Below are 26,237 nucleotides of genomic sequence, written 5' to 3'. Positions count from 1 at the left end.
TCTCACCGGTCCTGGCCATGGCCATGAAAGGTGACGAGGGCTGCGGTTTTGTCGTCGTGTGGTTTGCTGCGGGGCCATCGCTGCCCGTGCGGGTCTGTTGTCTCGGTGTGGTGGATGTGGTCGAGCAGGGCATCCAAGCCTTCAGACTGGGCGGCGGTGAGTAAGCCGCCGGCCTGTGCCGGTCGAAAGCCCATGACCGGGACCATCTCGGCCTGGGCGGGCGCCGGGTCCTGGTCTCGCGTAAATGGACTGGTAAGACGTTGACCGAGCACAAGGCCGACCGGGCCGCCATCGTCCGGACCGTCCTCGAAGACGCCGGCATTGAGATGGACGACCACGGCGAGTTTTCGGCAACCGCCACCCGGCCAGACGGCGCACCCCGCTACCACTGGTCACCCGTCAAACCCGGCGACACCGACGCGCCCTCGTACCTGCGGCTCATCGCCCACGCCATCACCCGACGACAGGCCTGGCGTGAGCAATACGAGCAAGCCAAACAACGCGCCGGGCCACCCGGCCCGAATCTTTCGGCAACCATCCCCGGAGCCGCCACAGCGGCATGATCGAAAGGAACCGACCATGGAACGCCTACTCACCGTCGGCCAGGCCGCCGAACTGCTGGGAACGACACCCCGATTTCCACGGCGGCTCATCTCCGGACGACGTATCCGCTACGTGAGAGTTGGTCGCCACGTGCGCATCCCGGCCAAGGCGCTGGCGGACTTCATCGAGGCTGGCACCGTGGAACCGCGCCGCCGACACCGTGAGCGGGTGCTGTGATGGCGGGCCGTCGTTTGTTCGGCAATCTTCGTCGTCTGGCGTCTGGGCGGTGGCAAGCGCGGTATCCGGGTCCGGACGGGCTGCCACGTGTCGGGCCGCACCCGTTTGAACGTAAGCGGGATGCTGAGCTGTTTCTCGCTGACGTCTACGCGCAGATGGCCAGGGGCGATTGGATCGATCCGGACGCAGGCAAGATCTCACTCGGGGAGTTCGGCAAGACGGGGCCCGCGGAGCGAACGGGCCTGTCACCGACCACCGTCGAGCGGTACGAGAGTGCGTTCCGGCTCCAGATTCTCCCCGGGCTAGGTGACGTGGCGCTCGCCGACATCAGCCCTGCCGTAATCCGTCGTTGGCACGCGTCATTGCTGGACGGTGGCACTGGTTGGCCGTCGGCAGCCAAGGCATACCGGCTGGTGCGGGCGATGATGAACACCGCCGTTGACGATGGGCTGATCCGACGCAATCCGTGCCGGATCAAAGGTGCCGGTGACGACCGAAGCCCTGAGCGCCCTACTCTCACGGTCACTGAGATCACGGCCGTGCTTGCCAAGACCGACCCCCGATACCGGGTCCTGGTCCTGCTGGCGGCCTTTACCACGCTCCGGCTGGGGGAGTTGGCCGCGCTCCGGCGCCGGGATCTAGACCTCGATCACGGATGGATCACCGTGCGGCGTGGACAGGTCGAACTGAAGACCGGCGAACTGGTGGTCAAAGGGCCGAAGTCGGACGCGGGCAAGCGCCGAGTCGCGGTTCCGTCGGATCTGCTTCCCGTGCTGCGGTCGCACGTGTCGGCTTTCGCTGAGCCCGGACCCGGTGGGCGCGTGTTCGTCGGACCTCAAGGCGGCTACATCAGGCGGCAGAACTTCCGGCGCATCTGGGTCAAGGCGTGCACGGCTGCCGGGATCAGCGGCGTTCACTTTCACGATCTCCGGCACACCGGAAATACGTTGGCGGCGGCCAGCGGGGCGAATCTGCGGGAACTGATGGAGCGCATGGGCCACTCCAGCACTCGCGCCGCAGTGATCTACCTACACGCCGCCAACGACCGTGACCGCGTGATCGCCGACGCCATGAACACCCACATCGCCGCAACGATCACACCGGACGGAGACGAGTCATGACGCACCACCCGACGCCCTTCTGGCACGTGGATGGCACGCGGGCCGACATGGCGGCCGAGATTCTCTCTATACGTGCGAGTGGAGACGAGGGGACTCGAACCCCTAACCCCTGCCTTGCAAAGGCAGTGCTCTGCCAGTTGAGCTACGCCCCCTGGGGGAGATCCGCGCAACGCCCTGCGCACGGGACCGCGACAAGGGTAACGCGTCCCTGCGCGTAATGCCGAATCGTGTGGCACGCCTATTCGCCCACTGGCTCACACTCGGATTACAACGGGCCAGCCGGCCGTGCCGGGAAGATCTGCAGCTCTTCCCGACACTGTTGCCGTTAACTCAGTCTGTTCTCGGCGTAGACCGCTATGGCGTCTCGCAGATAGGCCGCCAAGCCAGGGCGGACTGCCTCGTAGTTCTGGGCGAACCGGTCGTCGTCGACGTACATCTGGCCGAGTCCGGTGTAGGACTCACGGTCCGGGGTCCAGAACTGGGTCATACCGTTGTAGTGGCGCTCGATGATGGCCTGGACCTGCTCGTCGGCAACCGGTGTTCCGGCGTCCATGAGCTGGGCCAAGCCCTCGTTCTGGGCGTCGAATTCGGCCTTGGCCGCCGCCCATTGCTCTGGCGTCCACTCGGCGACAATCGCGTTACCCCGGTCGACGGCTTCGTCGCCCCATCGCTGACGTGCCTCGGCTTCGTACTCGCGGTGGTTCTCGAAGCCCTGGTAGATCTCGTTCGGGTTCATCGTCCCTCCTTCCTCGAGGGTGGCGATGGTGTCCTCCACGGTCTTGATCAGCCGGCCTAGACGCTGTCGCTCTTCGAGTAACCACTCACGGTGCTGCTGTAGAACGTCGACTGCTCCGTGCTGGCTCTGTGCGGCGAGGACTTCCGCGATGGAGTCCAAACCAAGGCCAAGATCACGCAGCAGAAGAATCCGCTGCAGCCGCAGTAGCTGCTCCTGCTCGTAGAAACGGCGCCCGCCATGTGCTGTCCAGGCAGGAGACAGTAGACCGATCGCGTCGTAGTGACGCAGTGTCCGGGACGTCACCCCGGACAGTTGCGCCACTTCGTTGATCGACCAGCTCACGACGTCTCCTCCGTGTCGTTCACCAGGCCGGTATCTCCGGCCACCTAGAACGATAGGAGTTGACGTTACGTCAACTTCAAGTCAGAAACTTGCGCCTCAGCGCTCGTCAGTCGAAGGCACCCGGTCCGTCGCCTCGGCCCACAGGCCCTGCTCCTCCTGACCAGACTGATAGCGGCGGTACCCGAGGTATCCCGCGACGGCAATAAGAGCACTGAACAGAATCTTCTTCTTGGACACGCGTGGGTCCGCCCCTCCAGGTGAGTTGTTGTTTCCCTGCGAGGCTAACTCAATCGTCGACCGCCCGCCCAGCGGATCACCACGCTCGTGTCAAGGCGCCGACGATGGCCACCAAAGCCTCAGCTGTCCGCCTCGCCCGTGACAGCCTCTTCGCGCAACGGATTCTGTTTTACCCATTCAGCCGTGGACTTGTGCGCCTGGTCGATGTACTGCTGCAGACGCTCGGGGTGGACCCGCCACTGGCCGCGGCCGCCCATCTTCATGGCGGGCAGGTCACCGCTGCGTACCAGTGCATATACCTGAGCAGATGACGTGTTCAACAGTTCAGCGACATCAGCGAGGGTCAGCAGTTTCTGCTCCATGGCGCCAGCTTAGGCCCTAGCACCCACAATCAACCCCCGCGTCGCCGACTCGATTCCAACTGCGGCACCGCGCAGTGAGCTCAAGCATCACAACGCACGGTAGAGCCAAGGATTGTGTAACTTGACGGTTACGTAACTGACAGGCTACAAAGGGAGGGTGAACTCGACAGTCTTCGAAGCGTTAGCCGATCCGGTGCGGCGACGGCTCCTCGAACTCGTTGCTGAGCGGGAACGTCCCGCGGGGGAACTGGCGGGGGAGTTCGCGGTCAGCAGACCGGCCATATCTCGCCACCTGCGGGTACTGAGTGAGGCCGGCCTCGTTAGTAGCCGAAGCCAAGCGCAGCAACGCATCTACCGCCTCGAAACCGCGCCGCTCGACGAAGCCTCAGCGTGGATCGAACGGACCCGCAGCAATTGGGCGGCCCGTCTCGATGCCATGGAACGCCACCTCGACAAATTGGAGAAGGACACCTGATGAGTAACAAGGCCAGTACTGCACAAGACCAGCCACCCATCCCTGGCGACCGTAGAGGCACCCTCGGCGTCGGCCCAGACGGTGAGTGGCAGATCCGGTTCGAACGACGTCTTCGGCACGCCCCAGGCCGGGTATGGGCCGCGCTGACCGATCCGGATCAGCAGGCTCAATGGGTGCCGGGTGTGACCATCGAGGCGACGGTCGGCGGCAAGGTCGTCTTCGACTTCGGCGACGAGGGCATGGCGGAGGGCGAGGTATTGGCGGTCGAGCCGCCTCGAGCGCTTGAACACACCTGGATCTGGCCCGGTGAGCCGCGATCGGTGGTGCGGTGGGACATTTCCGTCGACGGAGACGAGACCGTGCTGGTCATGCTGCATCGTCAGCTACGACAGGCTCCGGCTGTCGACTACGCCACTGGTTGGCACGCCATGCTCGATGCCTTCGGCATATACCTCGATGGCGGCGACCCGGCAGCGGCCGAACCCGACTACGCGGGGCTCTTCGAGTTCTACAGTCAGGCTGCGCAGGACCAGACAAAGTGACCGACCAGCGAAGAAGCGCTCGCTAGCATCGGAGAACTGTCAGAGTTGAACGTCGATGGCCGTGCCGTTGGTCGCGGCCATCAACTCGTCGAACGTGGTGGGAAACACCGAGTAAGGGTGCCCGGCCGCAGCCCAGATCCGGTCGTGCCTCGCGAGCCAGTTATCGATGAACGTCCGGATCGGCTGCGGATGCCCGACGGGCGCCACTCCTCCGATGGGCTGACCGGTGTGCCGTCGCACGAACTCCGGGTCCCCCCGGCCGACACTCCCACCCGCAGCCTGGGCGAGAAGTTTGGTATCAGCCCGGTGGGCACCACTGGTCAACACCAGAATTGGCTCCTGCGCACAGCTGAAGATCAGCGAGTTCGCGATAGCGCCCACTTCACAGTCGAGCTGCTCGGCCGCGGCCGCCGCCGTCGGTGCGGATTCCGGCAAGATGACGATGTCGCTGCTGAGCCCAACTGCGTCGAGAGCCTTCCGGACCCGCTGAACGTTCGGATGAGTTCGGATGTCTTCGGCTGCAGGTTCGGTCACAGCCGACGAGCCTACGTGAGTCTTGCCTGCGGGCCATGCGGCGGGCAGGTGTCAGGTCAGGTTGCCACCAGCACAACGGTGTCCGCCTTGCTCCACCCGATGCCAGTGCCGGCAAAGCCGGCCGCCGTCAAAGCGTCGTGGTGCCACGCCGGATCCGGATAGAAGTCGGCTGAGCACAGCTGGAGATGACGGCGACGTTCGGCGGCGGCACTGAGAGATGGTCTACTCAGCACATCAACCCACCATGTGTCCCACGCATCTACGGCGGCACGGACAGCTTCAGGGGAGGCGGATTCATCAGGCGCCCCGGAGCCGGGCTCCGGTTTCCGCGGCATCTGTTCAGCCAACGCAAACGCCCCACCGGGGCCGACAACGCCACGGACCTGCCGATAGAGGTCGGCGAGCCGCTCAGCCGAGAAGCAATGCAGCGCGTTGCCGCTGAGGACGACGTCGAACCCCTGGTGCGGCAATTTGGCCGGCCAGCCCGGATCCGAGAGGTCCGCCTCAACGATCTGCGCCCGGTCACCGATCGATGCCCCGGCGATTGCCAGTAGAACCGGATCGATTTCCAGCACCGTGGCATCAACCTCGGCCAGCGTCTGGAGCAACCTCAAGGTGATGGAGCCGGTACCCGCGGCTAGCTCCAGAACTCGTAATGGACGGCCACGCCCACCGGCAACTTCAGCGGCGACCTGGACGAGCACTTCGAATGCTTCGGCTCGGTGGGGAAGAAACGGTTCCTGTTGCGTTTCCCAGCTCGTCTGGAGCTGGGCAGCCTCGGTGGCATCGAGTCCGGAATGGGTCGGCGGCGTCATATAGCCGATAGTAGTCGATAACGATTATCAACTCGTATTCTGCTCACCTGGCTGTTTTCGATCCTCGTCATCTCCGGTCGCCCGGTCCGCCAATCCGCCGTAGCGGCCGGCCAGTTCGGCACCGATCCGGGCCAGCTCGACCTGGACGGCACGCGGCTCGAGGACGTCGACCATGGCGCCCCAGCCGGCCAGGTGGCGCGCCACGTCCAGTGGCGTCGGGGCCGCGAGACGGACCCGAGTGAGTCCGCCGCCCACCTCACCGTCGGCGTGGCAGTGCCGGCCGAACTGATCTTTCAGAATCGGCACGAATCTGGACTCGATGGTCACGGTCGCCCAGGTTCGGGAGCGTCGTTCTTCCATCTCACCGACCACTTCGCGCCACGCATCGGACAGGGAGAAGTCTTCCGGACGCTGGGCTGCCTGATCAGTGATCTCGGCCCCGGCGATCCGGTCCACCCGGAAGGTGCGTTGTCCGCGCTCGGTTCCCGCGATCATGTACCAGGTCTCGTCTTTGTCGATCAGGCCCCATGGGTCGACGAGACGTTCTGTTTTCTCACGGTTGCGCCCCTCGTACGTCAAGCGCACCTTACGACGACGGACCACCGCATCCTGCAACGCGTCGACCATCTGCGGTCTATCGCGCAGCTGCTCGCCCCATCGGGTCGGATCGATCACGGTGGCCGTGGTGGCCGCTTCAGCATGGTTCCGGAAGGTCTGCGGCAATGCCCGGAGCAGCTTACGCAAGGCCGCCTTGGCCTCGCCTGACACAGCCGCGGCCGGGCCGACAAGCAGGAACAGAGCCTGCGCCTCGCCTGCAGAGAGGCCACTGAGATCGGTACGCGCTCCACCGACCAGCGACCATCCACCACCACGGCCCGGCTGTGGATAGACGGGGACGCCTGCCGAAGACAGAGCCTCGAGGTCACGTCTGGCGGTGGCCACCGAGATCTCGAGCTCTTCAGCAAGCTCACGGGCTGTCACTCTGCCGCGGGCCTGCATCAGCAACAGGGCAGCCACAAGACGGTCGGCACGCATGAATTGAGTTTCCCAAAGAAAGTGCTCAATTGGTGAGCACTTTCGCCGCAAGGATGGTCGGTGTCACTAATCAAGGAGGAAGGACTCCCATGTTGCGAGGATTCACCACCGTCAGCTTCTTCGCCGACGACGTTCCCGCCGCCACGGCCTGGTACACCGAGGTGTTCGGCATCGAGCCGTACTTCGTCCGCCCGGTGGAAGGACCGCCGGCGTATGTCGAATTCCGGGTCGGCGACTATCAGCACGAGTTCGGCATCATTGACAGTAGATTCTCTCCCCACGGCCGATCGGAAAAGCCGGCCGGCGCGGTGATCTACTGGGCCGTGGACGACGCTCGGGCCGCCTACCACCGGTTGCTCGCCATGGGAGCAACCACACATGAAGAGCCCACCGAACGCGGACCTGGATTCGTGACCGCCTCCGTCATCGACCCGTTCGGGAACATCCTCGGTGTGATGTACAACGAGCACTACCTTGGTGTGCTCGAGGCGCGGGCGGGTGCGTGAGGTGAAAACCTTCGCGCCAGCCACTGCCGCCGACTGGAGGGCCTGGCTGGCGGACAACGCCCGGCTCGAGAAGGAAATATGGCTGATCATCCACCACAAGGACAGTGCCACTCCCGGTGTGCGCTACCACGAGGCGATCCAGCACGCGTTGTGCTACGGGTGGATCGACAGCCACGCCCGAAAGCACAATGCCGACAGCTCACTTCTCCGATTCACCCCGCGCGGCCAGCGGAGCAGCTGGAGCCGCGTGAACCGGGAACGCGCTACAAGGATGGTTGCGCTGGGTTTGATGACCGAGGACGGTCAGGCAGTGATCGACACGGCCGTAGCGAACGGCACCTGGCAGATCCTGCCCGACGCGGAGCGTGAGACTGTCCCGGATGATCTTCAAGCGCTGTTCGACGGCAACCCAGCCGCTGGCGAGAACTTCCGGCGTTTCCCACCATCGTCGAAGCGGCTGATTCTCGAGTGGATCGCCGCAGCCAAGAAGCCCGACACCCGGCGACGCCGGATCGATCAAACAGTGACCCTGGCTGCGGCCAACATCCGGGCCAATCACAGGAGCCCGGAGGCTGTTGGCGCACGAGTGACGCATGAAAGGCGAAAGCCCGATTCTCCTCAACTGAGAACCGGGCTTTGACCTGCAGACTTGCGGTGGGCCTAAGTGGACTTGAACCACTGACCTCATCCTTATCAGGGATGCGCTCTAACCAACTGAGCTATAGGCCCTCGTACGCGATGCGCGTGCAGAAGATTACCGCAGATTGGCCGGTCAGCCCAAACTGGCCGGCCCGGGTTCAGCGGTAGGCGATCAGTCGTCCTCCGCAAGCGTCAGCTCCAGACCACCCAGCAGGCTGGCAGAGAGGTTGTACAAGAACGCTCCCAACGTCGCCAGCGCGGTGATGAGCACGACGTTCACAACGGCGATCAGCGTGGTGAACCCCAGCACGCGAGAGAGTTCGACGTATTGATCAACGTCCACACCCGCGCTGGTACTGGACGCGGTGAAGTCCGTCACCAAGTCACTGACCGAGGCGAAGACACCCGCGGCGTCCATCACCGACCACAGGACGGCGACGGCGACGAACAATGCAATCCCGAGCGCCACGGACAGCAGGAAGGCCGTTTTCATGACCGACCAGGGGTCGACCCGAACCAACCGCAGTCTCGCCTTACGTACTCGTGGTGGACGGCGGGTCGACGGGCTCCGCTGAGCCACTGGCCGTTCAGCGGTGGTAGCCCTGGGGTCGTCGTAGCCGGGTTTGGCGTCGATGCTGACCTGTGTGTCGTCCGGCAATGGCTGAGGTGCCGGCGGCGCCACTGGTGGCGCCGGGGCTGCCTGCGCGGGGTAACCACCAGCCTGTGCCGATGGCGGTGGAACCGGCTCAGGCCGCGGCCCGCGAGCGGGCCCCGGAGGCTTTGGTGCGGGGTGCCGCGACCGGTTCTGCGCCTCAGCAGCCTGGACGACCGCCGGGGGAGTGGTCCGGTCCGCGGAGTTCCGCCCCGACGGCGGTGTCACGGGCGGGGGCGCAGCCGACGGAGCCTGCGCGGACTGCTGCTGGGTGGCTCCGGGCGGCGCAGGTGGCGACTCCGAAGGAGCTTGGCCCGACTTCGGCCGGGTCTTGCGGCGGCTGGTGCTAGTAGCCGACCGGGCCGCTGCGGCGCCACGAGGCCCTGCCGTTGGACCGTTCGAGGTCGAGGGACGTCGAGCCTGAACAGCCGGGTCTGGGCTGCCATTGGTTGTGGAGCCGCTCGAGGAACCGGATGCCTGCTCGGCCGCATCTTCGGTCGCGGGACGTCCGGTCCCGCCGGTGCTCGTCACAAGCCATCACCTTCCGAATTGGTCTCGGTCTCCAGAACCTCGGCTACCTCGGCCGCTTCGTCTTCTTCATCGGCGCCGCGCGCAATCGCGACAACGGCGTCGTCGGAACCCAGCGACACGTACTTGACCCCCATAGTGTCACGCCCCTTGGCAGGAACGTCACTCACGGCGCTTCTCGTGACACCGCCGGTGGCACGAATAGCGAGCACCTCGTCGCCCTCGGCGACGACTAGCGCACCCACCAGAGAACCTCGATCCTCGTTGATCTTCATTGCCTTGATGCCGAGCCCACCACGGCCCTGTACCCGATATTCCTCCACGGCCGTCCGTTTTGCGAACCCACCATCTGTGACGGTGAAGACATACGATTCGGTTCCATCTCGGACTACGGACATCGACAGGAGTTCGTCGCTGTCACGGAACTTCATACCCACCACACCGCTGGTTGCTCGTCCCATCGGGCGAAGTTGCTCATCGTTGGCGGTGAACCGGATCGCCTGCGCCTTCCGCGAGACCAACAGGATGTCGTCCTCGGCACTGACGAGTTCGGCACCAATCAGCTCATCGTCATCATGCCGGAACATCAGCGCGATGACACCCCCTGAGCGATTGGAATCGTACTCTGTGAGCCGTGTTTTCTTGATCATGCCCGATTTGGTGGCTAGAACCAGGTACGGAGCCTGCTCGTAGTCGCGAAGCGTCATGACCCGGGCGATCTTCTCGTCGGGCTGGAAAGCGAGCAGATTGGCGACGTGCTGCCCCTTGGCATCGCGAGCGAGTTCGGGCAGTTCGTAGGCCTTGGCGCGATAGACCCGTCCGCGATTGGTGAAGAACAGGATCCAGTGGTGCGTGGTAGTGACGAAGAACTGATCCACGACGTCGTCTTCGCGCAACTGCGCTCCACGAACGCCTTTGCCCCCACGCTTCTGCACACGGTAGAGGTCAGCCTTGGTCCGCTTGGCGTAACCACCGCGGGTGATGGTGACCACGACCGGTTCCTCTGTGATGAGATCTTCGGCCGTGAGGTCGCCCTCGCCCGGGATGATCGTGGTGCGACGCTCATCGCCGTACTTCTCGACGATCTCCGCCAGCTCGTCCCGGATGATCTGATGCTTACGCGGTTCCGAGGCGAGGATCTCCTCGAGGTCGGCGATTTCGGCGACCAAGGTGTCGTGCTCGCTCTGGAGCTCGTCCCGCGACAGCGCTGTCAACCGGCGCAGCTGCATATCGAGGATCGCCGTTGCCTGGACCTCGTCGATCTCGAGCAACTGCATCAGCCCGGTGCGAGCTTCCTCGACATCGGCTGAGCGGCGAATCAGTGCGATGACCTCGTCGATCGCGTCGATGGCCTTGAGCAGGCCACGGACGATGTGCAGCCGGTCACGACGCTTGCGCAGCCGGAATTCGGTGCGGCGCCGGATCACCTCGACCTGGTGGGTGACCCAGTGCCGGATGAACGCATCGAGCGGGAGCGTCCGCGGAACACCGTCGACCAGCGCCACCATGTTGCAGCCGAAGGTGTCCTGCAACTGGGTGTGCTTGTAGAGGTTGTTCCGGACGACGGTGGCCACCGCGTCACGTTTCAGAATGACGACGATCCGCATGCCGGTCCGCGACGAGGAGTCGTCCCGGAGGTCGGCGATACCAGGAACCTTGCCGGAATCGGCCAACTCGGCGATCTTGCGCAAGAGCGCATCCGGGTTGACCTGATACGGCAGCTCAGAAATGACCAGGCACGTGCGTCCGCGGCTGTCTTCTTCGACCTCGACGACAGCGCGCATGGTGACCGAGCCCCGCCCGGTCCGGTACGCCTGCTGGATGCCACTCGTGCCGACGATCAACCCGTGGGTGGGGAAGTCCGGTCCCTTGACCCGCTCGAGCAACGCGTCGAGCAACTCTTCACTGGTGGCTTCCGGGTGCTCGAGGTACCAATCGACACCTGAGGCAACCTCGCGCAGGTTGTGCGGGGGAATGTTGGTAGCCATCCCGACAGCGATTCCACCGGAGCCGTTGACCAGCAGGTTGGGGAATCGTGCCGGCAACACGCTCGGCTCGGCGCCACGACCGTCGTAGTTCGGCGTGAAGTCGACCGTGTCTTCTTCGATGTCACGGACCATCTCCATGGCCAGCGGCGCCATCCGGCACTCGGTATAACGCATGGCCGCTTGGCGATCGTCGCCTCGCGATCCGAAGTTGCCCTGCCCCTGCACCAGTAAGTAACGCATCGACCACCACTGGCCGAGCCGCACCAGGGTGTCGTAGATCGCGGAGTCGCCGTGTGGGTGGTAGTGACCCATCACGTCGCCAACGACACGAGAACACTTGGAGAAGCCGCGGTCGGGTCGGTAGCCGCCATCGAACATCGCGTAGATGACCCGTCGGTGCACCGGTTTCAGACCGTCGCGCACGTCGGGCAGCGCCCGGCCGACGATGACCGTCATCGCGTAGTCGAGGTAGCTGCGCTGCATCTCGACCTGGAGATCGACAGGCTCGATACGGCTGGCGCCGGGCTCGCCGGCGGCGGTGATGTCGTCAGTCACTAGAAGTTCCTCTGGTTGCGTGGTCGTTCTTGCCCTCGACTCCCGTCGCCCGGCCTTCACAAGCTCGGGCGAACGGGACGACCTGCGTCTTGGTCGTCACACCTGGTTGTCTGCTTGTTCCTTGCCCGGACACTTCTAGATATCCAGGAACCGGACGTCGCGGGCGTTGCGCTGAATGAATTTCCGCCGGCTCTCGACGTCCTCGCCCATCAAGGTGCTGAATACTTCGTCGGCCTGGGCGGCGTCGTCGAGCGTCACCTGCAGCAGAAGCCGCTGGTCGGGGTCCATGGTGGTGTCCCACAGCTCGTCATCGTTCATCTCACCGAGACCCTTGTATCGCTGCTGGCCGTCGTCTTTTGGTAGCCGTTTACCCGCTTCTTGTCCCGCCGCGATGAGAGCGTCTCGCTCGCGGTCGGAGTAGGCGTACTCGTGGGGGACGTCCCGGCCGACCCACTTGAGCTTGTACAACGGGGGCTGCGCGAGGAAGACGTGGCCACGTTCGACGACTGGGCGCATGAACCGGAACAGCAACGTCAGCAGCAGCGTCTGGATGTGCTTGCCGTCGACGTCGGCATCGGCCATCAGCACGATCTTGTGATAGCGCAGCCGGTTGATGTCGAAGTCCTCGTGGATACCAGTGCCGAGGGCGTTGATGATCGCCTGGACTTCTTGGTTCTGCAGAATCCGGTCGATCCGGGCCTTTTCGACGTTGAGGATCTTTCCGCGGATCGGCAGGATCGCCTGGATCTTGGGGTCGCGGCCCTGCTTGGCCGGACCGCCGGCGGAGTCTCCCTCGACGATGAAGAGCTCGCACTCGTCCGGGTTGGTGGACTGGCAATCCGCCAGCTTGCCGGGAAGTCCGGCGCCTCCCATCAAGCCTTTACGGCTGCGGGCGGCGTCGCGGGCCTTGCGGGCGGCCACCCTCGCGACCGCGGCGCTTTGTGCCTTCCGGGCAATGAGTTTGCCGTCGGCCGGATTCTGTTCGAACCACGAGCCCATCTGTTCGTAGAACACTCGCTGCACGAAGCTCTTCGCCTCGGTGTTGCCGAGTTTTGTCTTGGTCTGTCCTTCGAACTGCGGCTCAGCGAGTTTGATACTGATGATGGCGGTCAGGCCTTCCCGGACGTCGTCACCGGTCAGGTTGGGGTCCTTCTCCTTGAGCACACCCCAGTCCCGCGCGAAACGGTTGAGCAGAGAAGTCAGCGCCGCCCGGAACCCCTCTTCGTGAGTGCCACCTTCGTGCGTGTTGATCGTGTTGGCGAAGGTATGGACCGACTCGGTGAATTGGTCGTTCCACTGCATCGCCATCTCCAGGCTCATGGCCTGGCCGTCGCCGTCCTCGGACTCCGCCTCGAAAGAGATGATGGTGCGGTGCACCGGGCTCTTCGCGGCATTGAGGTGTTTCACGTAGTCGACGAGTCCGTCGGCGTACTCGTAGCGCACCTCGCGCGGCCCGCCGGAGTCCTCGGTCTCGACGTCCTCGTCGGCGCCTTCGTCCATACCTTCCGGGCGCTCGTCCCGCAACGTGAGGTTCAGGCCTTTGTTGAGGAAGGCGTACTCCCGAAATCGCGTCGAGAGTGTCTCGAAGTCGTACGACGTGGTCTCGAAGATCTCGCCGTCAGCCCAGAACGTCACCGTGGTGCCAGAGCCCTCCGCGGGCTCGTTGCGCAGCAGGGGGGCGGCCGGAACGCCGTAAATGTATGTCTGTGTCCAGCGGAAGCCGTCGCGAATGATCTCGACCTCGAGCTTGGAGGACAACGCATTGACGACGGAGACGCCGACACCGTGCAGCCCACCGGAAACCTTGTAGCCGCCACCACCGAACTTGCCTCCGGCATGAAGCTGAGTAAGAACGAGCTCGACGGCCGGCTTCTTCTCGATCGGATGCTCGGTAACCGGGATGCCGCGGCCGTTGTCGGAAACGCGGACGCCTCCGTCGGCTAGCAAGGTGACCCCGATGGTGTCGCATACGCCGGCGAGTGCCTCGTCGACTGAGTTGTCGACAACCTCGTAGACTAAATGATGAAGTCCGCGCTCACCGGTTGATCCGATGTACATACCGGGACGTTTGCGGACTGCCTCGAGACCCTCGAGAACGGTGATGTCGCTAGCATCGTAGGACGCGATGTCGTCCGTCACGAACGGGGACCTCCTGCCGGAAAGTGCACAGCCCGCCCAGCTCGCCTGAAGGCCGCTGAGAGCCCCAGGAGACCGAGCGGCCTGTTTGGACCTTCCAAGTCTACCCTGTCGATCGACGTGAACGCTGCCTGAGCGGCCCAGAAATGCTGTTTGGACGGCATAGATCACCGTCGGTTAGCCCCCATACGCGCACTAACCTTCCGATCACGCCAGCAGGCCGCAGAGAAAGAGTGGCGCCCGAGGCTCACCCGTAGGTGTCCCTCGGGCCCCGGCCCGGCACACTCCTCCGGCCCTTGGTCCAGCTCCGGCCTTGAGGTCCCTGCACCTCGACGCGGGTCACCGTGCCGTGGCCCACGGCCGTATTGAGACGCCGGACCAGTTCTTGCGCGAGCAGGCGCACCTGGGTCGCCCAGGCAGTGGAATCGGCGCGCACCGTGAGCACGGTGTCCTCGTATCGTTCGGGGGTGACGTGCGCCGCGACGTCCGGGCCGACGAGCTCGTCCCACCGTGCGATGACACCGTGCACCGACAGGTCTTCTTCCCAGCCGTGCTCGTTCGCCAGCTTTTCCACAGCTGCGGCCAGGGATTGTGGATCACGGTCATCATGACCAGGGCCGCTCCACCCGGTACCCGACGAGGCGTTGACGCCGGTGCTGGACCGTCGCCCGACCCGGCTCCGGCGCCTGGCTCCGCCGGCGCGGCCGTTCGCCTTGGCCCGCGCAACCAGCGCTTTGGCGAGGTCAACGCCGTCGGGATCCCATTTGTCGCTCATGCTGCCTTCCGGACCGCACCGTCGAGGACGTTGTATCTGGCTCCGCTGAGCGACTCCGGGACGTCGGCCGGCACGGCGGCGGTCACCAAGACCTGCTCAGCTGAGGAGACAAGCTCGGCCAGCCGTTGCCGGCGTCCGGTATCGAGTTCGGCGAAGACATCGTCCAGGATGAGCACGGGATCGGTGCCGATGGTGCGGAGAAGCTCGAACGAGGCGAGCCGCAGTGCCAAGGCGAATGACCAGGACTCGCCGTGGCTCGCGTACCCCTTGGCTGGCATCGGGCCGAGCCCGAGTACGAGATCATCACGATGTGGTCCGATCAGGGACACCCCCCGCTCGATCTCGTCCTTGCGCCGCTGACCAGCGGCCTCCGTTATGGCCGCGGCGAGATGGGTGCGGTCGGGAACGAGCTCGACACCGGCGCCCAGAGAAGACCTGTAGTCGAGTCTGATGTCTGTGTTGCCGGTGCCGGCCTCCGCGGCCGCGACGGATTCGTAGGCCTTGGCCGCCAACGGACGCAGAGCTTCCACCAGCTCAAGGCGCGCCGCGAGCAACTCAGCTCCGGCTTGGGCCAGGTGGGTATCCCAGACGTCCAGTGTGCTGAGATCAGGTGCTCTCCCTGAACCGCCCCGGCTGGCCCGCATCGCCGCGCCGGCGGACTTGAGCAGGGCGTTGCGCTGTTTGAGCACGCGCTCGTAGTCGGAACGGACGCCGGCGTACCGCGGCGCGCGAGCGACCAGGAGCTCGTCGAGGTACCTGCGCCGATCTCCAGGATCACCTTTGACCAATGCCAGGTCTTCCGGAGCGAAGAGCACAGTGCGCAAAATTCCGAGCACGTCGCGCGGACGACTGACCGGGGAGCGGTTGAGGCGTGCGCGGTTGGCCTTGCCCGGCGTGATCTCGATTTCGACGAGCGACGGCCGGCTATCTGGGTCGGCGGCGCTGGCCACGTTGGCGCGGACTATGGCTCGCTCCGCGCCGAGCCGGACCAACGGCGCGTCTTGAGCAACCCGGTGGCTGCCGAGGCTCGCGAGATAGCCGACGGCTTCCACCAGGTTGGTTTTGCCCTGCCCGTTGGGACCGATGAACGCGGTGACGCCGCTGTCGAGTGGGAGTTCGACCTCGCCGTATGAGCGGAAGTCGACCAGCGACAAGTGGCTGACGTACATCGGTCAGCTAGCTGTGCCCGGAGGACCGGAGGCGTCGCCCGGCTCCACACGGCGTACGGCGTGGCCGCCGAACTGCTGCCGCAAGGCCGCGACAGCGCGCATCGCCGGCGAGTCTTCCTGCCGGGAGGCGAACCTAGCGAACAGTGCGGCCGTGATGACCGGCGCCGGTACGGAGTTGTTGATGGCTTCCTCAACCGTCCATCGGCCTTCACCGGAGTCTTCGACGTATCCCGTGAGGCCGGCGAGCTCGGGGTCTTCATCGAGGGCGTCGACGAGTAGGTCGAGCAGCCACGACCGAACGACCGTGCCCTTCGACCACGCTTTGAGTACACCCGGCACATCGGAGACGACGTCGGAGGCCGCCAGCAGTTCGAAGCCCTCGGCATATGCCTGCATCAAGCCGTACTCGATGCCGTTGTGGACCATCTTGGCGTAGTGACCGGCGCCGACGCCGCCTGCGTGGACGAATCCGTCCTCACGTGCGCCTTCAGGCCGGAGTGCGTCGAAGATGGGCGTCAGACGCTGGACATCTTCGGGTGAACCGCCCACCATCAGGCCGTAGCCGTTCTCCCGGCCCCATACACCACCGGATACACCGCAGTCGACGTAACCGATGCCATGCTCGCGCAGCAGTGCCGCATGTTCGACGTCGTCGGTGAACCGGGAGTTGCCGCCCTCGATGACGATGTCGCCGGTGCTGAGGAGGCCGGCGAGTTCGGTGATGGTGGAACGGGTGGGCTCGCCGGCCGGCACCATGACCCAAACCGCGCGCGGCTGCGGCAGCTGTTTCACCATGTCAGCCAAACTGTTGACATCAGTGGTCTCTGGATCGAGGGCGTAGCCGATGACTGTGTGACCTGCCGCACGGAGGCGATCTCTCATATTGCCGCCCATGCGGCCGAGACCGACGAGGCCAAGCTCCACGTACGTGTTTCCCTTCTAACTCGACAACCGGATGGGCATCGCCAGATACCGGTAGCCGGACGACGGTTGGCTCTCCAGGCTATCGATCCCTTCGACCACCACGGGCTTCAGTGGGGTGTCGGTGAACGACATGTGGACGAAGGGCGTGCCGAGGGCCTGCAAACCGTCGAGCAGGTAGGTCGGGTTGAAGCCGGTGGCGATGGCTGGTCCGTCGACGTGGGCTTGAAGAGCCTCCGACGCCTGGGCGTCCTCGCCACTACCGGCCTCGAGAACGACCTGGCCGTCGTCGAAGGCCAGCCTGACCGGCGTGTTGCGCTCAGCGACCAAGGCGACTCGTTTCACCGAATCGATCAGGGCGTCGATCTCGACCTTCGCCACCGTGGCGACCTCGGCAGGGAACAGCCGGCGGTAGTTGGGAACCCATTCCCCATCGATGAGCCTGCTTGTGGTGTGCCTACCTCCGGCAGCGAGCCCGATGAGGCTGTCTTCGGACTCACTACCGAGTGCCAAAGTGATCTCACCAGCCGGCGCGAGCGTCTTCGCGGCGTCGACCAGGGTACGCGCGGGCACCAGGGCCAGGGCCGACAGATCTGGGCGGCCCGGGTTCCACGTGAGCTCCCTGACGGCTAGCCGGTACCGGTCGGTGGCCCCGAGCGTGACCGTTTCGCCCTCGATCTCGATGCGGATACCGGTGAGGGTGGGCAGCATGTCGTCCCTCCCCGCGGCAACGGCTACCTGGGTGACGGCCTCGGCGAAGAGGCTGCCGTCGACAGTGCCCGATGCGGCGGGCAGCGAGGGCAGCTCGGGGTACTCCTCAACTGGGAGCGTTACGAGCGTGAACCGGGCGTTTCCGCAGGTGATCACTACTTTTGAGCCGTCAGCGGAGAACTCGACCGGCTTGGCCGGAAGGGAACGCGCGATGTCGGCCAAGAGCTTGCCCGACACAAGGACGGTACCTGGGTCAGCGACCTCGGCGCTGACGGATACCTTTCCCGAGACCTCGTAATCAAACGAGGAAAAGGCGACTTCGCCCTCGGAGGCGTCGAGCCGGAGGCCGGCCAGGACCGGAACCGTCGGCCGATTGGGCAGAGCCCGAGCCGTCCAAGCGACGGCGTCGGCAAGTATGTCGCGTTCGAGCCGGAACTTCACCGGTTTCACCGTCCTCCCCGCAGGACAAGCCCGCCGGATGTTCTATGCGTGGTCTGTGAGTGATGGGTGTTGATGGCAGTCATCCTTGCACGCGTGGCCGACACGTGTGCGGGATGCCCTGAAGAGTTTGGCAGGGGTACGAATCGGCTTTCCACACCGAGCGGGCCGGGCAGAAGTTGTGGTTCGTCATAAGTCATAGAGGGACTCGTCTTGGCCATAGCGTTGGTGGAAACTGTGGACAAGCTAGAACGATGCAGGTAGGAGTGCGAATGGCTGTCCACGAGGGCTGTGGGTGCGGCCGGTGCGCTACGTGCACAGCAGAGGTCCGTCCACGACAAGAATGTTGATTTCCCCCGACACTCCACCGAGTCCGCACAAGTGTCCACAGGGTTGTCCACATCCTGTGAGGACAGGAACCTCAAGAAATCCGTGGCTCTGGGCGCGCTGCGGGTCATGTCTGCCGGGCCTGTTGCTTGATTCGGTTGGTCAACTCGGTGACCTGGTTGAAAACGCTTCTGCGCTCGGCCATCAGGGTGCGGATCTTGCGTTCGGCATGCATGACGGTGGTGTGATCCCGGCCACCGAAGTGCTGTCCGATCTTCGGAAGCGAGAGATCGGTGAGTTCGCGGCACAGATACATGGCGATCTGGCGGGCTGTGACAAGCACCCGGCTGCGGCTGGTTCCCTGGATGTCCTCGATAGTCAATCCGAAGTAGCCGGCGGTCTGGGCCATGATGGTCGCGGCGGTGATCTCCGGGCCGCTGTCAGTGGGCACTAGATCGCGGAGGACGACTTCAGCCAGCGTGATCTCTACAGGTTGCCGGTTGAGGCTGGCGAAGGCCGTGACCCGGATGAGAGCACCTTCGAGTTCGCGGATATTGGTGGCGATCCGGCTGGCGATGTACTCGAGGACGTCGGGCGGGGCGTTGAGGTTGTCCTGTGCGGCCTTCTTCGACAGGATCGCGATCCGGGTCTCGAGGTCCGGCGGCTGCACATCGCAGATCAGTCCCCATTCGAAGCGGTTACGCAGGCGGTCTTCGAGGGCCGATAGTTGCTTGGGCGGCCGGTCAGAGGTAATCACGATCTGCTTGCTGGCGTTATGGAGGGTGTTGAACGTGTGGAAGAACTCTTCCTGCGTCTGGATTTTGCCCTCGAGGAACTGGATGTCGTCGATGAGCAAGACATCGACATCCCGGTACCGCCGCTGGAAGGCCGAAGCTTTGTCGTCTCGGATCGAGTTGATGAAGTCGTTGGTGAACTCTTCGGAGCTCACGTACCGAACCCGGGTGCCGGGATACATGTCGCGCGCATAGTGGCCTATCGCGTGGAGCAGATGCGTCTTGCCGAGCCCGGACTCGCCGTATACGAGTAGCGGGTTGTACGCCTTGCCTGGTGCTTCGGCGACGGCGACGGCGGCGGCATGTGCGAATCGATTGCTCGAACCGATGACGAACGAATCGAAACTGTACCGGCTGTTCAGGTGCGGTGCCTCGGCCTCGGGGCGGGCGGAGACGCGGTGCGGTGGCACGTCGGGGGCGCCGGAGAGCTCACCGTGGGCCGAAGCGGCCTGATGACGGCCAGGCATGGCAGGTTCGGAGTCAGCGCCAGGCCCCAGGCGCGATCCGGGACCTGGACCGTCGGCGAGCGGGGACGTGGACTCCCCGTGATACTCCGAACCGTCGGGCAAGGCGCCGTTGCCATGATGAGCTTCGGGCAGCGGCGTGACGCTGATGGCCAGCGATATCGGCTGCCCCAGCACGATGGTGAGCGCTTCGATGAGCGGACCCCGCAGCCGCTGCTCTATCTGAGAGCGAGCGAATTCGCTTGGCACGGCAATCACGGCGGTGCCCTCGACGAGCGTGACCGGCCGGGCCTGGGCAAGGAACGCACGCTGCTGGGGCCCGACGTGCTCGCCGTCAAGCGCATCGAGGGCCTTGGCCCAGGCGACGGTGAAGTCGCCGATCGGTTGATCGGTCACTCCATACTCCAAACTGGCAGCGCTTGGGACGCCACCCCCCGTAATATGTTGTCCACACCGTCCTCCACAGGATGTGGAGAGGTGCGTGTCGCGTATACGACGAGCCGTCTTTCTCTCGTTGACCTGCTCCGATGCGTCCTGGTGAAGATCGGCTCAGGCCTTGATCGACCGTCCTGTGGAACACGTGACGCTAACAACATGCGGCCAAGCGTTCAACCGATGTCCACAGGTACGTACAAGTCTCATGGGCGTGTCGCTATCCTGTCATGCTTTGGTTGAGTGAGATGCTAGCGGGTTTGCGTGATGCTGAAGGGCAGAATGCTGGCAGTTTGACCTGAAGTGCCGTGAGCGCGTACCGTTAATCGGTCCGACGGGGGGCTTTTATCAGTGTGCCTAAGACACGATGGTTCCCGGCACCAGAGAACGCGTATCGTCGGACAGACCGTAACGTGTACCCACAGACAGCTTGTCTATCGACTTCAGGAGCCCGGACGTGAAGCGCACCTTCCAGCCGAATAACCGCCGTCGTGCCCGTACCCACGGCTTCCGGCTGCGTATGCGTACGCGCGCTGGTCGCGCCATCGTCGCTTCGCGCCGGCGCAAGGGCCGCTCGCAGCTGTCCGCCTGACTCGGCCAGACGAGGTTGCTGAAGTCGGAGCACCGCCTTCGCCGGTCCCGTGATTTCACTCGGACAGTCCGGCGCGGATCGGCGGCTCGGGCGGCTTCGGTGGTCGTGCACGCGGCCGTGACAGAAGATTCGAGCCCGGCAAAGGTGGGCTTTGTCGTGGGACGTGCAGTAGGAGGCGCCGTGGTCCGCAACACCGTGCGCCGTCGGCTGCGTCATCAAATGGCGAGCCGGATGGACCAAATCCCCCATGGCTCCACAGTGGTCGTCCGGGCGCTTCCCGGAGCGGCCGGATTGTCGAGCGAATCCATGGGCGCTGATCTTCAACGAGCACTTTCGAGTGCGTTCAATCGGGCACGGAGTCGGTAGATGTCCCGGTTGCTGATCGCTGTTCTGAAGCTGTATCGGCTGATCTCGAGCCAGCTGTATGGCCCGACGTGCCGCTACTACCCGTCGTGTTCGGCCTATGCCCTAGGTTCCCTGGAGACCCACGGCGCTGTGCGTGGTAGCTGGTTATCGCTGCGCCGGCTGGGTCGTTGCCATCCCTGGTGCGAAGGCGGAGTAGACCTGGTGCCAACGCGGGCCAATTACCTTTGGTGGGGCCGCGCCGCCGGAACCGATGGCGAGGACGAGTCCTCGATCGAAGACACTCGGATCACGCCCGTCTCTGAAATCTCTGTTTGCCGAGGAGCCTGAGCACCCGTGGATACCATTCTTTCGCCGTTGTTGTGGCTGGTCAGCTGGATCATGATCGGCTGGCATTGGGTCTTCGCGGAGCTGATAGGCATCGACCACGACGGCGTGAACTGGGCGCTGTCGATCATCGGTCTCGTTATCGTTATTCGTATCCTGCTGATCCCGCTTTTCGTGCGGCAGATCCGGTCGCAGCGAAAGATGCAGCTGTTGCAGCCTCAGCTACGTGAGCTGCAGAAGAAGTACAAGGGCGATCGGGAACGTCTCCAGCAGGAGATGATGAAGCTCTACAAGAAGACCGGGACCAACCCCTTCGCTTCTTGCCTGCCGATCCTGCTGCAGGCGCCGTTCCTGTTCTCGCTGTTCCGCGTGCTGGACGGCATCGCGCGCGACCGGCCGCGTGGAGCTTTCGCCGACCACCTCGGCCTCTTCGAATCGGCTGGCCGCGCTGAGGTCTTCGGTGCCCGCCTGGCGGACTCTTTCCTCACCACTGACGTCATGCAGACCCGTGTGCTCGCGATGATCATGGTGGTCGGCATGGTGGTATCGCAGTACATCACCCAGCGGCAGATCATGCGCAAGAACATGCCGAAGGAGGCCCTGGAAGGTCCGTTCGCGCAGCAACAGAAGATCTTGCTGTATGTGCTGCCTCTGGTCTTCCTCTTCTCGGGTGTCTACTTCCCGCTGGGCACCGTGCTTTACTGGCTCACGTCGAACTTCTGGACCATGGGTCAGCAGCTCTATGTGATCCGCCGGATGCCGGCGCCGGGCAGCGATGCCGAGATGGCCCAGCAGCGTCGCCAGGCGGAGAAGGCACGCCGTAAAGGGCTGACGGTGGCTGAGCCTGAGGCCGCTCCGGAGGTCGAAGCAGGACAGGAGAACGGTGAGGTCCGGCGCCAACAGCCCAAGCGGACAAGTAGATCGCAGCGGACGGGCAATACGCAGCGGGCAAGTAAGTCGCAGCGGAAGAAGAAGCGTAAGTAGTCACCGGTTCACGGTCGGCGCGTTGGACGAGTTCAGTTCTTGAGGAGTCATTGGTGAGTGATGCGGACGCGGGCGCGGCAGCGGTTCAGGACGTCGAAGCGGAGAAGAAGCCCGAGCTGAGCCAGCTCGAACACGAGGGCGATGTGGCTGCGGACTATCTGGAAGGGCTACTCGATATCGCCGACATGGACGGCGATATCGACCTGGACGTTGAGAACGACCGCGCGGTGGTCTCGGTGGTGGGCGACGACCTGGGTTCGCTGGCTGGTCCAGACGGCGAAGTGCTGGATGCGCTGCAGGACCTGACCAGGCTCGCTGTACTACGAGAGACAGGCGAGCGTAGCCGGTTGATGCTGGACATCGGTGGCTTCCGGGCACAACGCAAGAGTGAGCTGGTTGAGCTTGCGAAGCGTGCGGTCGAGACGGTGCGTGCCTCCGGTGAGCCGGAGTCGCTGGGGGCGATGACGCCCTTCGAACGCAAGGTCATTCACGACGCCGTCGCCGACGCAGGCTTGCGGAGCGAGTCGGAGGGTGCGGAGCCGCGCCGATATGTGGTGGTTCTGCCGGCGTGACGCCAGGGTCTGAGCCCTCGGTTTCACGTGAAACTGGCGCGCCGCCGGGGGGCGCGACCACCGTCTTCGGCTCCAGACTGCCGATGGCGGAGAGATATGTATCGTGGCTGGCCGAGGCTGGCATCGAGCGTGGGCTCATAGGCCCGCGCGAGGGGCCTCGCCTGTGGGACCGGCACTTGCTGAACTGTGCTGTGATCGGTGAGGTGATCGGTCACGGCGAGAAAGTGGCCGACATTGGATCGGGTGCAGGTTTACCCGGCCTGGCATTGGCGATTGCTCGCCCCGATCTGGAGATCGTGCTGATCGAGCCGATGCTCCGACGCACCGAGTTCTTACTTGAGACAGTTGCGCTGCTTGGCCTTCCCCATGTGACCGTGGTGCGTGCACGAGCCGAGGACTACCTGCCTCCTTCTCCGTTCGACGTGGTCACCGCGCGGGCGGTCGCGAAGGTTGGCCATCTGATGACCTTGAGTGCTCCAATGCTTCGCCCTGGCGGTCGCCTCGTGGCTCTGAAAGGCGAATCAGTGCACGAAGAGCTGCAAAAAGCGCGGTCGAGTCTGAGAAGTGCCGGTGCGGCGTCTTGGACCGTGGAAACTGTAGGGAAGAATGTGGTCGATCCGGCTACGTTAGTGGCGGTAGTGACAAAGGCTTAACAGAGGTGAGACAGCCCAGGGGGCAGGGCGGCCCGGAAGGAAGTCCTGAGAGTATGACGTCGGTGGTGCGTGGTCTCGGCTGGCCGCAGATCAGGCCGGACGGCCGGGAGACGGGGAGCGCCCCTGTGGGATGGATCGCGGACAGCGAGACGTCCAGGCATGAAGAGTCGGAACGAACCCCGAAGGATGAGCCGGTGAGCAGTGACGACCCGATGGTTGAGAACGACGTGGTCTCGTCGGCGCGACGAGCCTCGGAGTTTGCCGATGTGGGCGGGCCCGGAGTGCTCGCGGATTCGGACACCCCGATTGCACGAGAGGCAGCGGCTGCGCTGATCGCCACCGGCCGCAATCGGATGCCGATGCCCAAGCCGGACAGCCCGCGGGTCATGGTGGTGGCCAATCAGAAGGGCGGGGTCGGCAAGACGACGACGGCCGTGAATCTCGCCGCGGCGATGGCCGTCAGCGGCCTGCGGGTACTGGTGCTCGACCTCGATCCACAAGGCAATGCCTCGACGGCTCTGGGGATCGACCACCACGCGGAGATCCCCAGCATCTACGACGTGATCATCGAGCAGAATCCGATGGATGGCGTCGTGCAGCAGGTTGAGGGTTTCGAGACGTTGTGGTGTGTTCCGGCAACGATCGATCTCGCGGGTTCGGAGATCGAGCTCGTCTCGACGGTGTCCCGTGAGGCCCGGCTGCGAGATGCGATCGAGCAACACGTGAAAGCTGACGGCGGCCGGTATGACTACGTGTTCATCGATTGCCCGCCGTCCCTGGGCTTGCTGACGGTGAATGCGCTGGTAGGCGGCGACGAGGTGCTGATCCCGATTCAGTGCGAGTACTACGCACTCGAAGGATTGAGCCAGTTGCTCAAGAACATCGACATGGTGCGTGCGCATTTGAACCAGGAACTAGCCGTATCCACGATCATCTTGACGATGTACGACGGCCGGACTCGTCTGGCCTCCCAGGTGGCCGACGAGGTTCGCCGCTATTTCGGGGATACGGTTCTGAAGAGCGCGGTGCCACGTTCGGTCCGGATCAGCGAGGCGCCCAGCTATGGACAGACCGTGATGACGTACGATCCCGGGTCGAGCGGTGCCCTGTCGTATCTCGAGGCAGCACGGGAGATCGCCGAGCGGGGCGTTGGTAGAGATGACCGAACGACGGGGGATCAGCGATGACGGAACGGCGGCGGGGACTTGGGCGTGGGTTAGGAGCGCTGATCCCGACGGGGCCGGTGGATGAGCAACAAGCTCCCAGCGCCCCGGCTGACGTTCTGAAGGCCGAGCCGGTTTCTGGCGGTCACATTGCCGAAGAGGTCGGCAACACTGTTTCACGTGAAACGGCCCCACGCGCGGCTCCCTCGGATGACGGCCTAGTGCCAGTGACAGGCGCCGCGTTTGCTGAGATACCTATCGAGGCGATTAAGCCAAACCCCCGGCAACCGCGCCAGGACTTCGATGAGGAAGCCATGTCGGAGCTGGCGTTTTCCATCGGCCAGATCGGGCTCCTCCAGCCAATCGTCGTGAGGCAGATCGACGAGGGTCACTTCGAGCTCGTCATGGGCGAGCGGCGCTGGCGCGCTTCGCAACGTGCCGGACTGGCCGCTGTGCCCGCGATTGTGCGGTCGACGTCCGACGACGAGATGCTTCGGGACGCGCTCCTGGAGAATTTGCACCGGAGCGAGCTCAATCCCCTGGAAGAAGCGGCCGCATACCAGCAACTCCTGGACGACTTCTCATGCACACACGATGAATTGGCGGGGCGAATCGGCCGGAGCCGTCCCCAGATCTCCAACACTCTGCGGTTGCTGAAGTTGCCACCCTTGGTACAGCGTCGGGTCGCAGCGGGTGTGTTGTCCGCGGGGCACGCCCGGGCACTCCTTGGCTTGGAGGACGGCGGTGCCCAGGAGCGGCTGGCTCAACGGATCGTCGCCGAAGGACTAAGTGTTCGTTCAGTTGAAGAGATCGTCGCGATCGGCGACGGCAACACACCGGCCCGCAAGCAGCGGCGAGGCCCGAAGCCGGTGGCGCCGCGGCTGAATGACATCGCATCTGCGCTGTCTGATCGGCTCGAGACCCGGGTGAAGGTCGACCTGGGCCGGAGCAAGGGGAAGGTCACGATCGAGTTCGCCAGCATCGAAGACCTTGACCGGATCGTCAGCACCATCGACCCCAAGATCGCCCCCGACAGCAACGGAAGCTAGGCACCCGGCCACTATGCAGCGGGCTCGTGGTCCCGGGAACGGCATGTTTCCCGTGAAACATCCCCGCCGCCGAGTGCAGGCACGCGGAAGCGGGGACCCCACGGCCTGACGCGCCGCCGGGGAGTGGCGTCAACGTGTTGGTTCCTGGATCTAGTGCACAGTTTCAGCGGATTGCCGCGGCTACGCTTCCCGAAGGGCGACGAGAGTGAAGCTGAGGTGATCTGCCCCGCCATGGGTGAGAACACCGAAGGTCTCGGTGCATGTTTCCCGTGAAACAACGGCCGCCGCCGCGAGTACGCGCCCAGGGCACACACTCGCCGCTTCGAGCCAGGCCGTGTTGCTCAAGGAAGCTGGCGAGCCGAACGCACACCAGACTTCGCCGTCGAGCAGCGCCATTCCCAGTACGGGCCATGCCTCCCGCCTGCGACGGTGCAGCCGCGTGGTGTCCATCTCGCCGCGTAAGCTGTTGACTCGTGTGCCGCTCTGTCAACACCCCGTGCGCACTGACGGCCTTCCCGTT

The 26,237-nt window shown here is 64.4% G+C and carries 30 protein-coding genes and 2 tRNA genes; 15 read left to right on the top strand and 17 right to left on the bottom strand.

Annotated features, from left to right (window positions below; all coding sequences use genetic code 11):
* Window positions 1-2: 2 nt before the first annotated feature.
* Window positions 3-194, bottom strand: a complete 192-nt coding sequence (locus tag F7O44_RS12625; protein WP_162450626.1) for a hypothetical protein — start codon at window positions 192-194, stop codon at window positions 3-5.
* Here F7O44_RS12625 and F7O44_RS12620 point away from each other — a divergent pair.
* From F7O44_RS12620 to F7O44_RS12610, 3 genes are read left to right on the top strand one after another with little or no spacing between them, the layout of a single operon-like run.
* Window positions 174-563, top strand: coding sequence for a replication initiator (locus F7O44_RS12620; RefSeq protein WP_343073876.1), 390 nt, complete (start codon window positions 174-176; stop codon window positions 561-563). The two genes, F7O44_RS12625 and F7O44_RS12620, sit on opposite strands and share 21 nt — an antisense overlap.
* Before the next feature lie 16 nt (window positions 564-579).
* Window positions 580-780 (top strand): excisionase family DNA-binding protein, encoded by a 201-nt coding sequence (locus F7O44_RS12615; RefSeq protein WP_162450624.1) that lies wholly within the window; start codon window positions 580-582, stop codon window positions 778-780.
* The gene (locus F7O44_RS12610) at window positions 780-1,901 is read left to right on the top strand and encodes a tyrosine-type recombinase/integrase (protein ID WP_162450623.1); all 1,122 of its coding nucleotides are present in this window, start codon (window positions 780-782) and stop codon (window positions 1,899-1,901) included. Before F7O44_RS12615 ends, F7O44_RS12610 begins: the two co-directional genes overlap by 1 nt.
* Before the next feature lie 79 nt (window positions 1,902-1,980).
* Here F7O44_RS12610 and F7O44_RS12605 read toward each other — a convergent pair.
* The 4 genes from F7O44_RS12605 to F7O44_RS12595 form a co-directional block, all read right to left on the bottom strand.
* A tRNA-Ala gene (locus F7O44_RS12605) sits at window positions 1,981-2,053 on the bottom strand.
* A 173-nt stretch (window positions 2,054-2,226) separates the two neighbouring features.
* Window positions 2,227-2,979, bottom strand: coding sequence for a TipAS antibiotic-recognition domain-containing protein (locus F7O44_RS31815; protein ID WP_162450622.1), 753 nt, complete (start codon window positions 2,977-2,979; stop codon window positions 2,227-2,229).
* A gap of 96 nt (window positions 2,980-3,075) precedes the next feature.
* Complete coding sequence (locus F7O44_RS29320; protein WP_174255916.1) at window positions 3,076-3,216, bottom strand: DLW-39 family protein; 141 nt, start codon at window positions 3,214-3,216, stop codon at window positions 3,076-3,078.
* Window positions 3,217-3,335: 119 nt separating this feature from the next.
* Complete coding sequence (locus tag F7O44_RS12595) at window positions 3,336-3,578, bottom strand: helix-turn-helix domain-containing protein (RefSeq protein ID WP_162450621.1); 243 nt, start codon at window positions 3,576-3,578, stop codon at window positions 3,336-3,338.
* A 157-nt stretch (window positions 3,579-3,735) separates the two neighbouring features.
* Here F7O44_RS12595 and F7O44_RS12590 point away from each other — a divergent pair, with 157 nt between their 5' ends.
* Window positions 3,736-4,053 carry a metalloregulator ArsR/SmtB family transcription factor gene (locus tag F7O44_RS12590; RefSeq protein WP_162450620.1) on the top strand — a complete coding sequence of 106 codons (318 nt, stop codon included), beginning with the start codon at window positions 3,736-3,738 and terminating at the stop codon, window positions 4,051-4,053.
* Window positions 4,053-4,595, top strand: coding sequence for an SRPBCC family protein (locus F7O44_RS12585; RefSeq protein ID WP_162450619.1), 543 nt, complete (start codon window positions 4,053-4,055; stop codon window positions 4,593-4,595). The genes F7O44_RS12590 and F7O44_RS12585 overlap by 1 nt, the downstream gene beginning before the upstream one ends.
* A gap of 39 nt (window positions 4,596-4,634) precedes the next feature.
* Here F7O44_RS12585 and F7O44_RS12580 read toward each other — a convergent pair whose 3' ends face one another.
* The 3 genes from F7O44_RS12580 to F7O44_RS12570 are packed head-to-tail and all read right to left on the bottom strand — an operon-like array spanning window position 4,635 to window position 6,979.
* On the bottom strand, window positions 4,635-5,129 hold the full coding sequence (locus tag F7O44_RS12580; RefSeq protein WP_222851311.1) for a YbaK/EbsC family protein: 495 nt from the start codon (window positions 5,127-5,129) through the stop codon (window positions 4,635-4,637).
* 56 nt (window positions 5,130-5,185) lie between these two features.
* Complete coding sequence (locus F7O44_RS12575; RefSeq protein ID WP_162450618.1) at window positions 5,186-5,944, bottom strand: class I SAM-dependent methyltransferase; 759 nt, start codon at window positions 5,942-5,944, stop codon at window positions 5,186-5,188.
* 27 nt (window positions 5,945-5,971) lie between these two features.
* On the bottom strand, window positions 5,972-6,979 hold the full coding sequence (locus tag F7O44_RS12570) for a helix-turn-helix transcriptional regulator (RefSeq protein ID WP_162450617.1): 1,008 nt from the start codon (window positions 6,977-6,979) through the stop codon (window positions 5,972-5,974).
* A gap of 89 nt (window positions 6,980-7,068) precedes the next feature.
* On the opposite strand from F7O44_RS12570, the gene F7O44_RS12565 reads away from it, so the two are divergent.
* The gene (locus F7O44_RS12565; RefSeq protein WP_162450616.1) at window positions 7,069-7,485 is read left to right on the top strand and encodes a VOC family protein; all 417 of its coding nucleotides are present in this window, start codon (window positions 7,069-7,071) and stop codon (window positions 7,483-7,485) included.
* The gene (locus F7O44_RS31810; protein ID WP_162450615.1) at window positions 7,478-8,125 is read left to right on the top strand and encodes a YdeI/OmpD-associated family protein; all 648 of its coding nucleotides are present in this window, start codon (window positions 7,478-7,480) and stop codon (window positions 8,123-8,125) included. Before F7O44_RS12565 ends, F7O44_RS31810 begins: the two co-directional genes overlap by 8 nt.
* 15 nt (window positions 8,126-8,140) lie before the next feature.
* Here the strand turns inward: F7O44_RS31810 and F7O44_RS12555 are convergent.
* The 9 genes from F7O44_RS12555 to dnaA all read right to left on the bottom strand — a co-directional run bounded on the left by F7O44_RS12555 (window position 8,141) and on the right by dnaA (window position 19,978).
* A tRNA-Ile gene (locus F7O44_RS12555) sits at window positions 8,141-8,214 on the bottom strand.
* A gap of 82 nt (window positions 8,215-8,296) precedes the next feature.
* Window positions 8,297-8,782 carry a DUF3566 domain-containing protein gene (locus F7O44_RS12550; protein WP_222851310.1) on the bottom strand — a complete coding sequence of 162 codons (486 nt, stop codon included), beginning with the start codon at window positions 8,780-8,782 and terminating at the stop codon, window positions 8,297-8,299.
* Between the two features lie 521 nt (window positions 8,783-9,303).
* Window positions 9,304-11,847, bottom strand: a complete 2,544-nt coding sequence (gyrA, locus tag F7O44_RS12545; protein WP_162450614.1) for a DNA gyrase subunit A — start codon at window positions 11,845-11,847, stop codon at window positions 9,304-9,306.
* Window positions 11,848-11,982: 135 nt separating this feature from the next.
* Window positions 11,983-13,986, bottom strand: coding sequence for a DNA topoisomerase (ATP-hydrolyzing) subunit B (gene gyrB / locus F7O44_RS12540; RefSeq protein WP_343073872.1), 2,004 nt, complete (start codon window positions 13,984-13,986; stop codon window positions 11,983-11,985).
* 244 nt (window positions 13,987-14,230) lie between these two features.
* Window positions 14,231-14,758 (bottom strand): DciA family protein, encoded by a 528-nt coding sequence (locus tag F7O44_RS12535; RefSeq protein ID WP_162450613.1) that lies wholly within the window; start codon window positions 14,756-14,758, stop codon window positions 14,231-14,233.
* The gene (gene recF / locus F7O44_RS12530) at window positions 14,755-15,927 is read right to left on the bottom strand and encodes a DNA replication/repair protein RecF (protein ID WP_162450612.1); all 1,173 of its coding nucleotides are present in this window, start codon (window positions 15,925-15,927) and stop codon (window positions 14,755-14,757) included. Before recF ends, F7O44_RS12535 begins: the two co-directional genes overlap by 4 nt.
* Window positions 15,928-15,930: 3 nt before the next feature.
* Window positions 15,931-16,851 carry a phosphogluconate dehydrogenase (NAD(+)-dependent, decarboxylating) gene (gene gnd / locus F7O44_RS12525; protein WP_162450611.1) on the bottom strand — a complete coding sequence of 307 codons (921 nt, stop codon included), beginning with the start codon at window positions 16,849-16,851 and terminating at the stop codon, window positions 15,931-15,933.
* 15 nt (window positions 16,852-16,866) lie between these two features.
* Complete coding sequence (dnaN, locus tag F7O44_RS12520; RefSeq protein WP_162451006.1) at window positions 16,867-18,000, bottom strand: DNA polymerase III subunit beta; 1,134 nt, start codon at window positions 17,998-18,000, stop codon at window positions 16,867-16,869.
* 451 nt (window positions 18,001-18,451) lie between these two features.
* On the bottom strand, window positions 18,452-19,978 hold the full coding sequence (gene dnaA / locus F7O44_RS12515) for a chromosomal replication initiator protein DnaA (RefSeq protein WP_343073871.1): 1,527 nt from the start codon (window positions 19,976-19,978) through the stop codon (window positions 18,452-18,454).
* A gap of 493 nt (window positions 19,979-20,471) precedes the next feature.
* Between dnaA and rpmH the strand changes: the two genes are divergently transcribed.
* From rpmH to F7O44_RS12475, 8 genes are all read left to right on the top strand, one after another.
* Window positions 20,472-20,606: a 50S ribosomal protein L34 gene (gene rpmH, locus F7O44_RS12510; RefSeq protein WP_162450610.1), complete on the top strand. Its 135-nt coding sequence runs from the start codon at window positions 20,472-20,474 to the stop codon at window positions 20,604-20,606.
* Window positions 20,607-20,621: 15 nt separating this feature from the next.
* Entirely contained in the window at window positions 20,622-20,972 is a 351-nt protein-coding gene (gene rnpA / locus F7O44_RS31805; protein WP_162450609.1) for a ribonuclease P protein component, read from the top strand.
* Entirely contained in the window at window positions 20,973-21,299 is a 327-nt protein-coding gene (yidD, locus tag F7O44_RS32315; RefSeq protein ID WP_162450608.1) for a membrane protein insertion efficiency factor YidD, read from the top strand.
* Between the two features lie 6 nt (window positions 21,300-21,305).
* Window positions 21,306-22,280 (top strand): membrane protein insertase YidC, encoded by a 975-nt coding sequence (yidC, locus tag F7O44_RS12495; RefSeq protein WP_222851309.1) that lies wholly within the window; start codon window positions 21,306-21,308, stop codon window positions 22,278-22,280.
* Between the two features lie 53 nt (window positions 22,281-22,333).
* A complete protein-coding gene (locus F7O44_RS12490) occupies window positions 22,334-22,852 on the top strand; it encodes a Jag family protein (protein ID WP_162450607.1) in 519 nt (172 codons plus the stop codon).
* 83 nt (window positions 22,853-22,935) lie between these two features.
* Window positions 22,936-23,505, top strand: coding sequence for a 16S rRNA (guanine(527)-N(7))-methyltransferase RsmG (gene rsmG / locus F7O44_RS12485; RefSeq protein ID WP_162450606.1), 570 nt, complete (start codon window positions 22,936-22,938; stop codon window positions 23,503-23,505).
* A gap of 212 nt (window positions 23,506-23,717) precedes the next feature.
* Complete coding sequence (locus F7O44_RS12480; RefSeq protein WP_162451003.1) at window positions 23,718-24,692, top strand: ParA family protein; 975 nt, start codon at window positions 23,718-23,720, stop codon at window positions 24,690-24,692.
* Window positions 24,689-25,717 carry a ParB/RepB/Spo0J family partition protein gene (locus F7O44_RS12475; protein WP_162450605.1) on the top strand — a complete coding sequence of 343 codons (1,029 nt, stop codon included), beginning with the start codon at window positions 24,689-24,691 and terminating at the stop codon, window positions 25,715-25,717. The genes F7O44_RS12480 and F7O44_RS12475 overlap by 4 nt, the downstream gene beginning before the upstream one ends.
* Window positions 25,718-26,237 lie beyond the last annotated feature (520 nt).

The sequence above is a fragment of the Phytoactinopolyspora mesophila genome, assembly GCF_010122465.1.
Lineage (GTDB): Bacteria > Actinomycetota > Actinomycetes > Jiangellales > Jiangellaceae > Phytoactinopolyspora > Phytoactinopolyspora mesophila.
The sequence above is the reverse complement of the archived record's forward strand: the minus strand, read 5'-3'. Positions and strand labels throughout refer to the sequence as shown.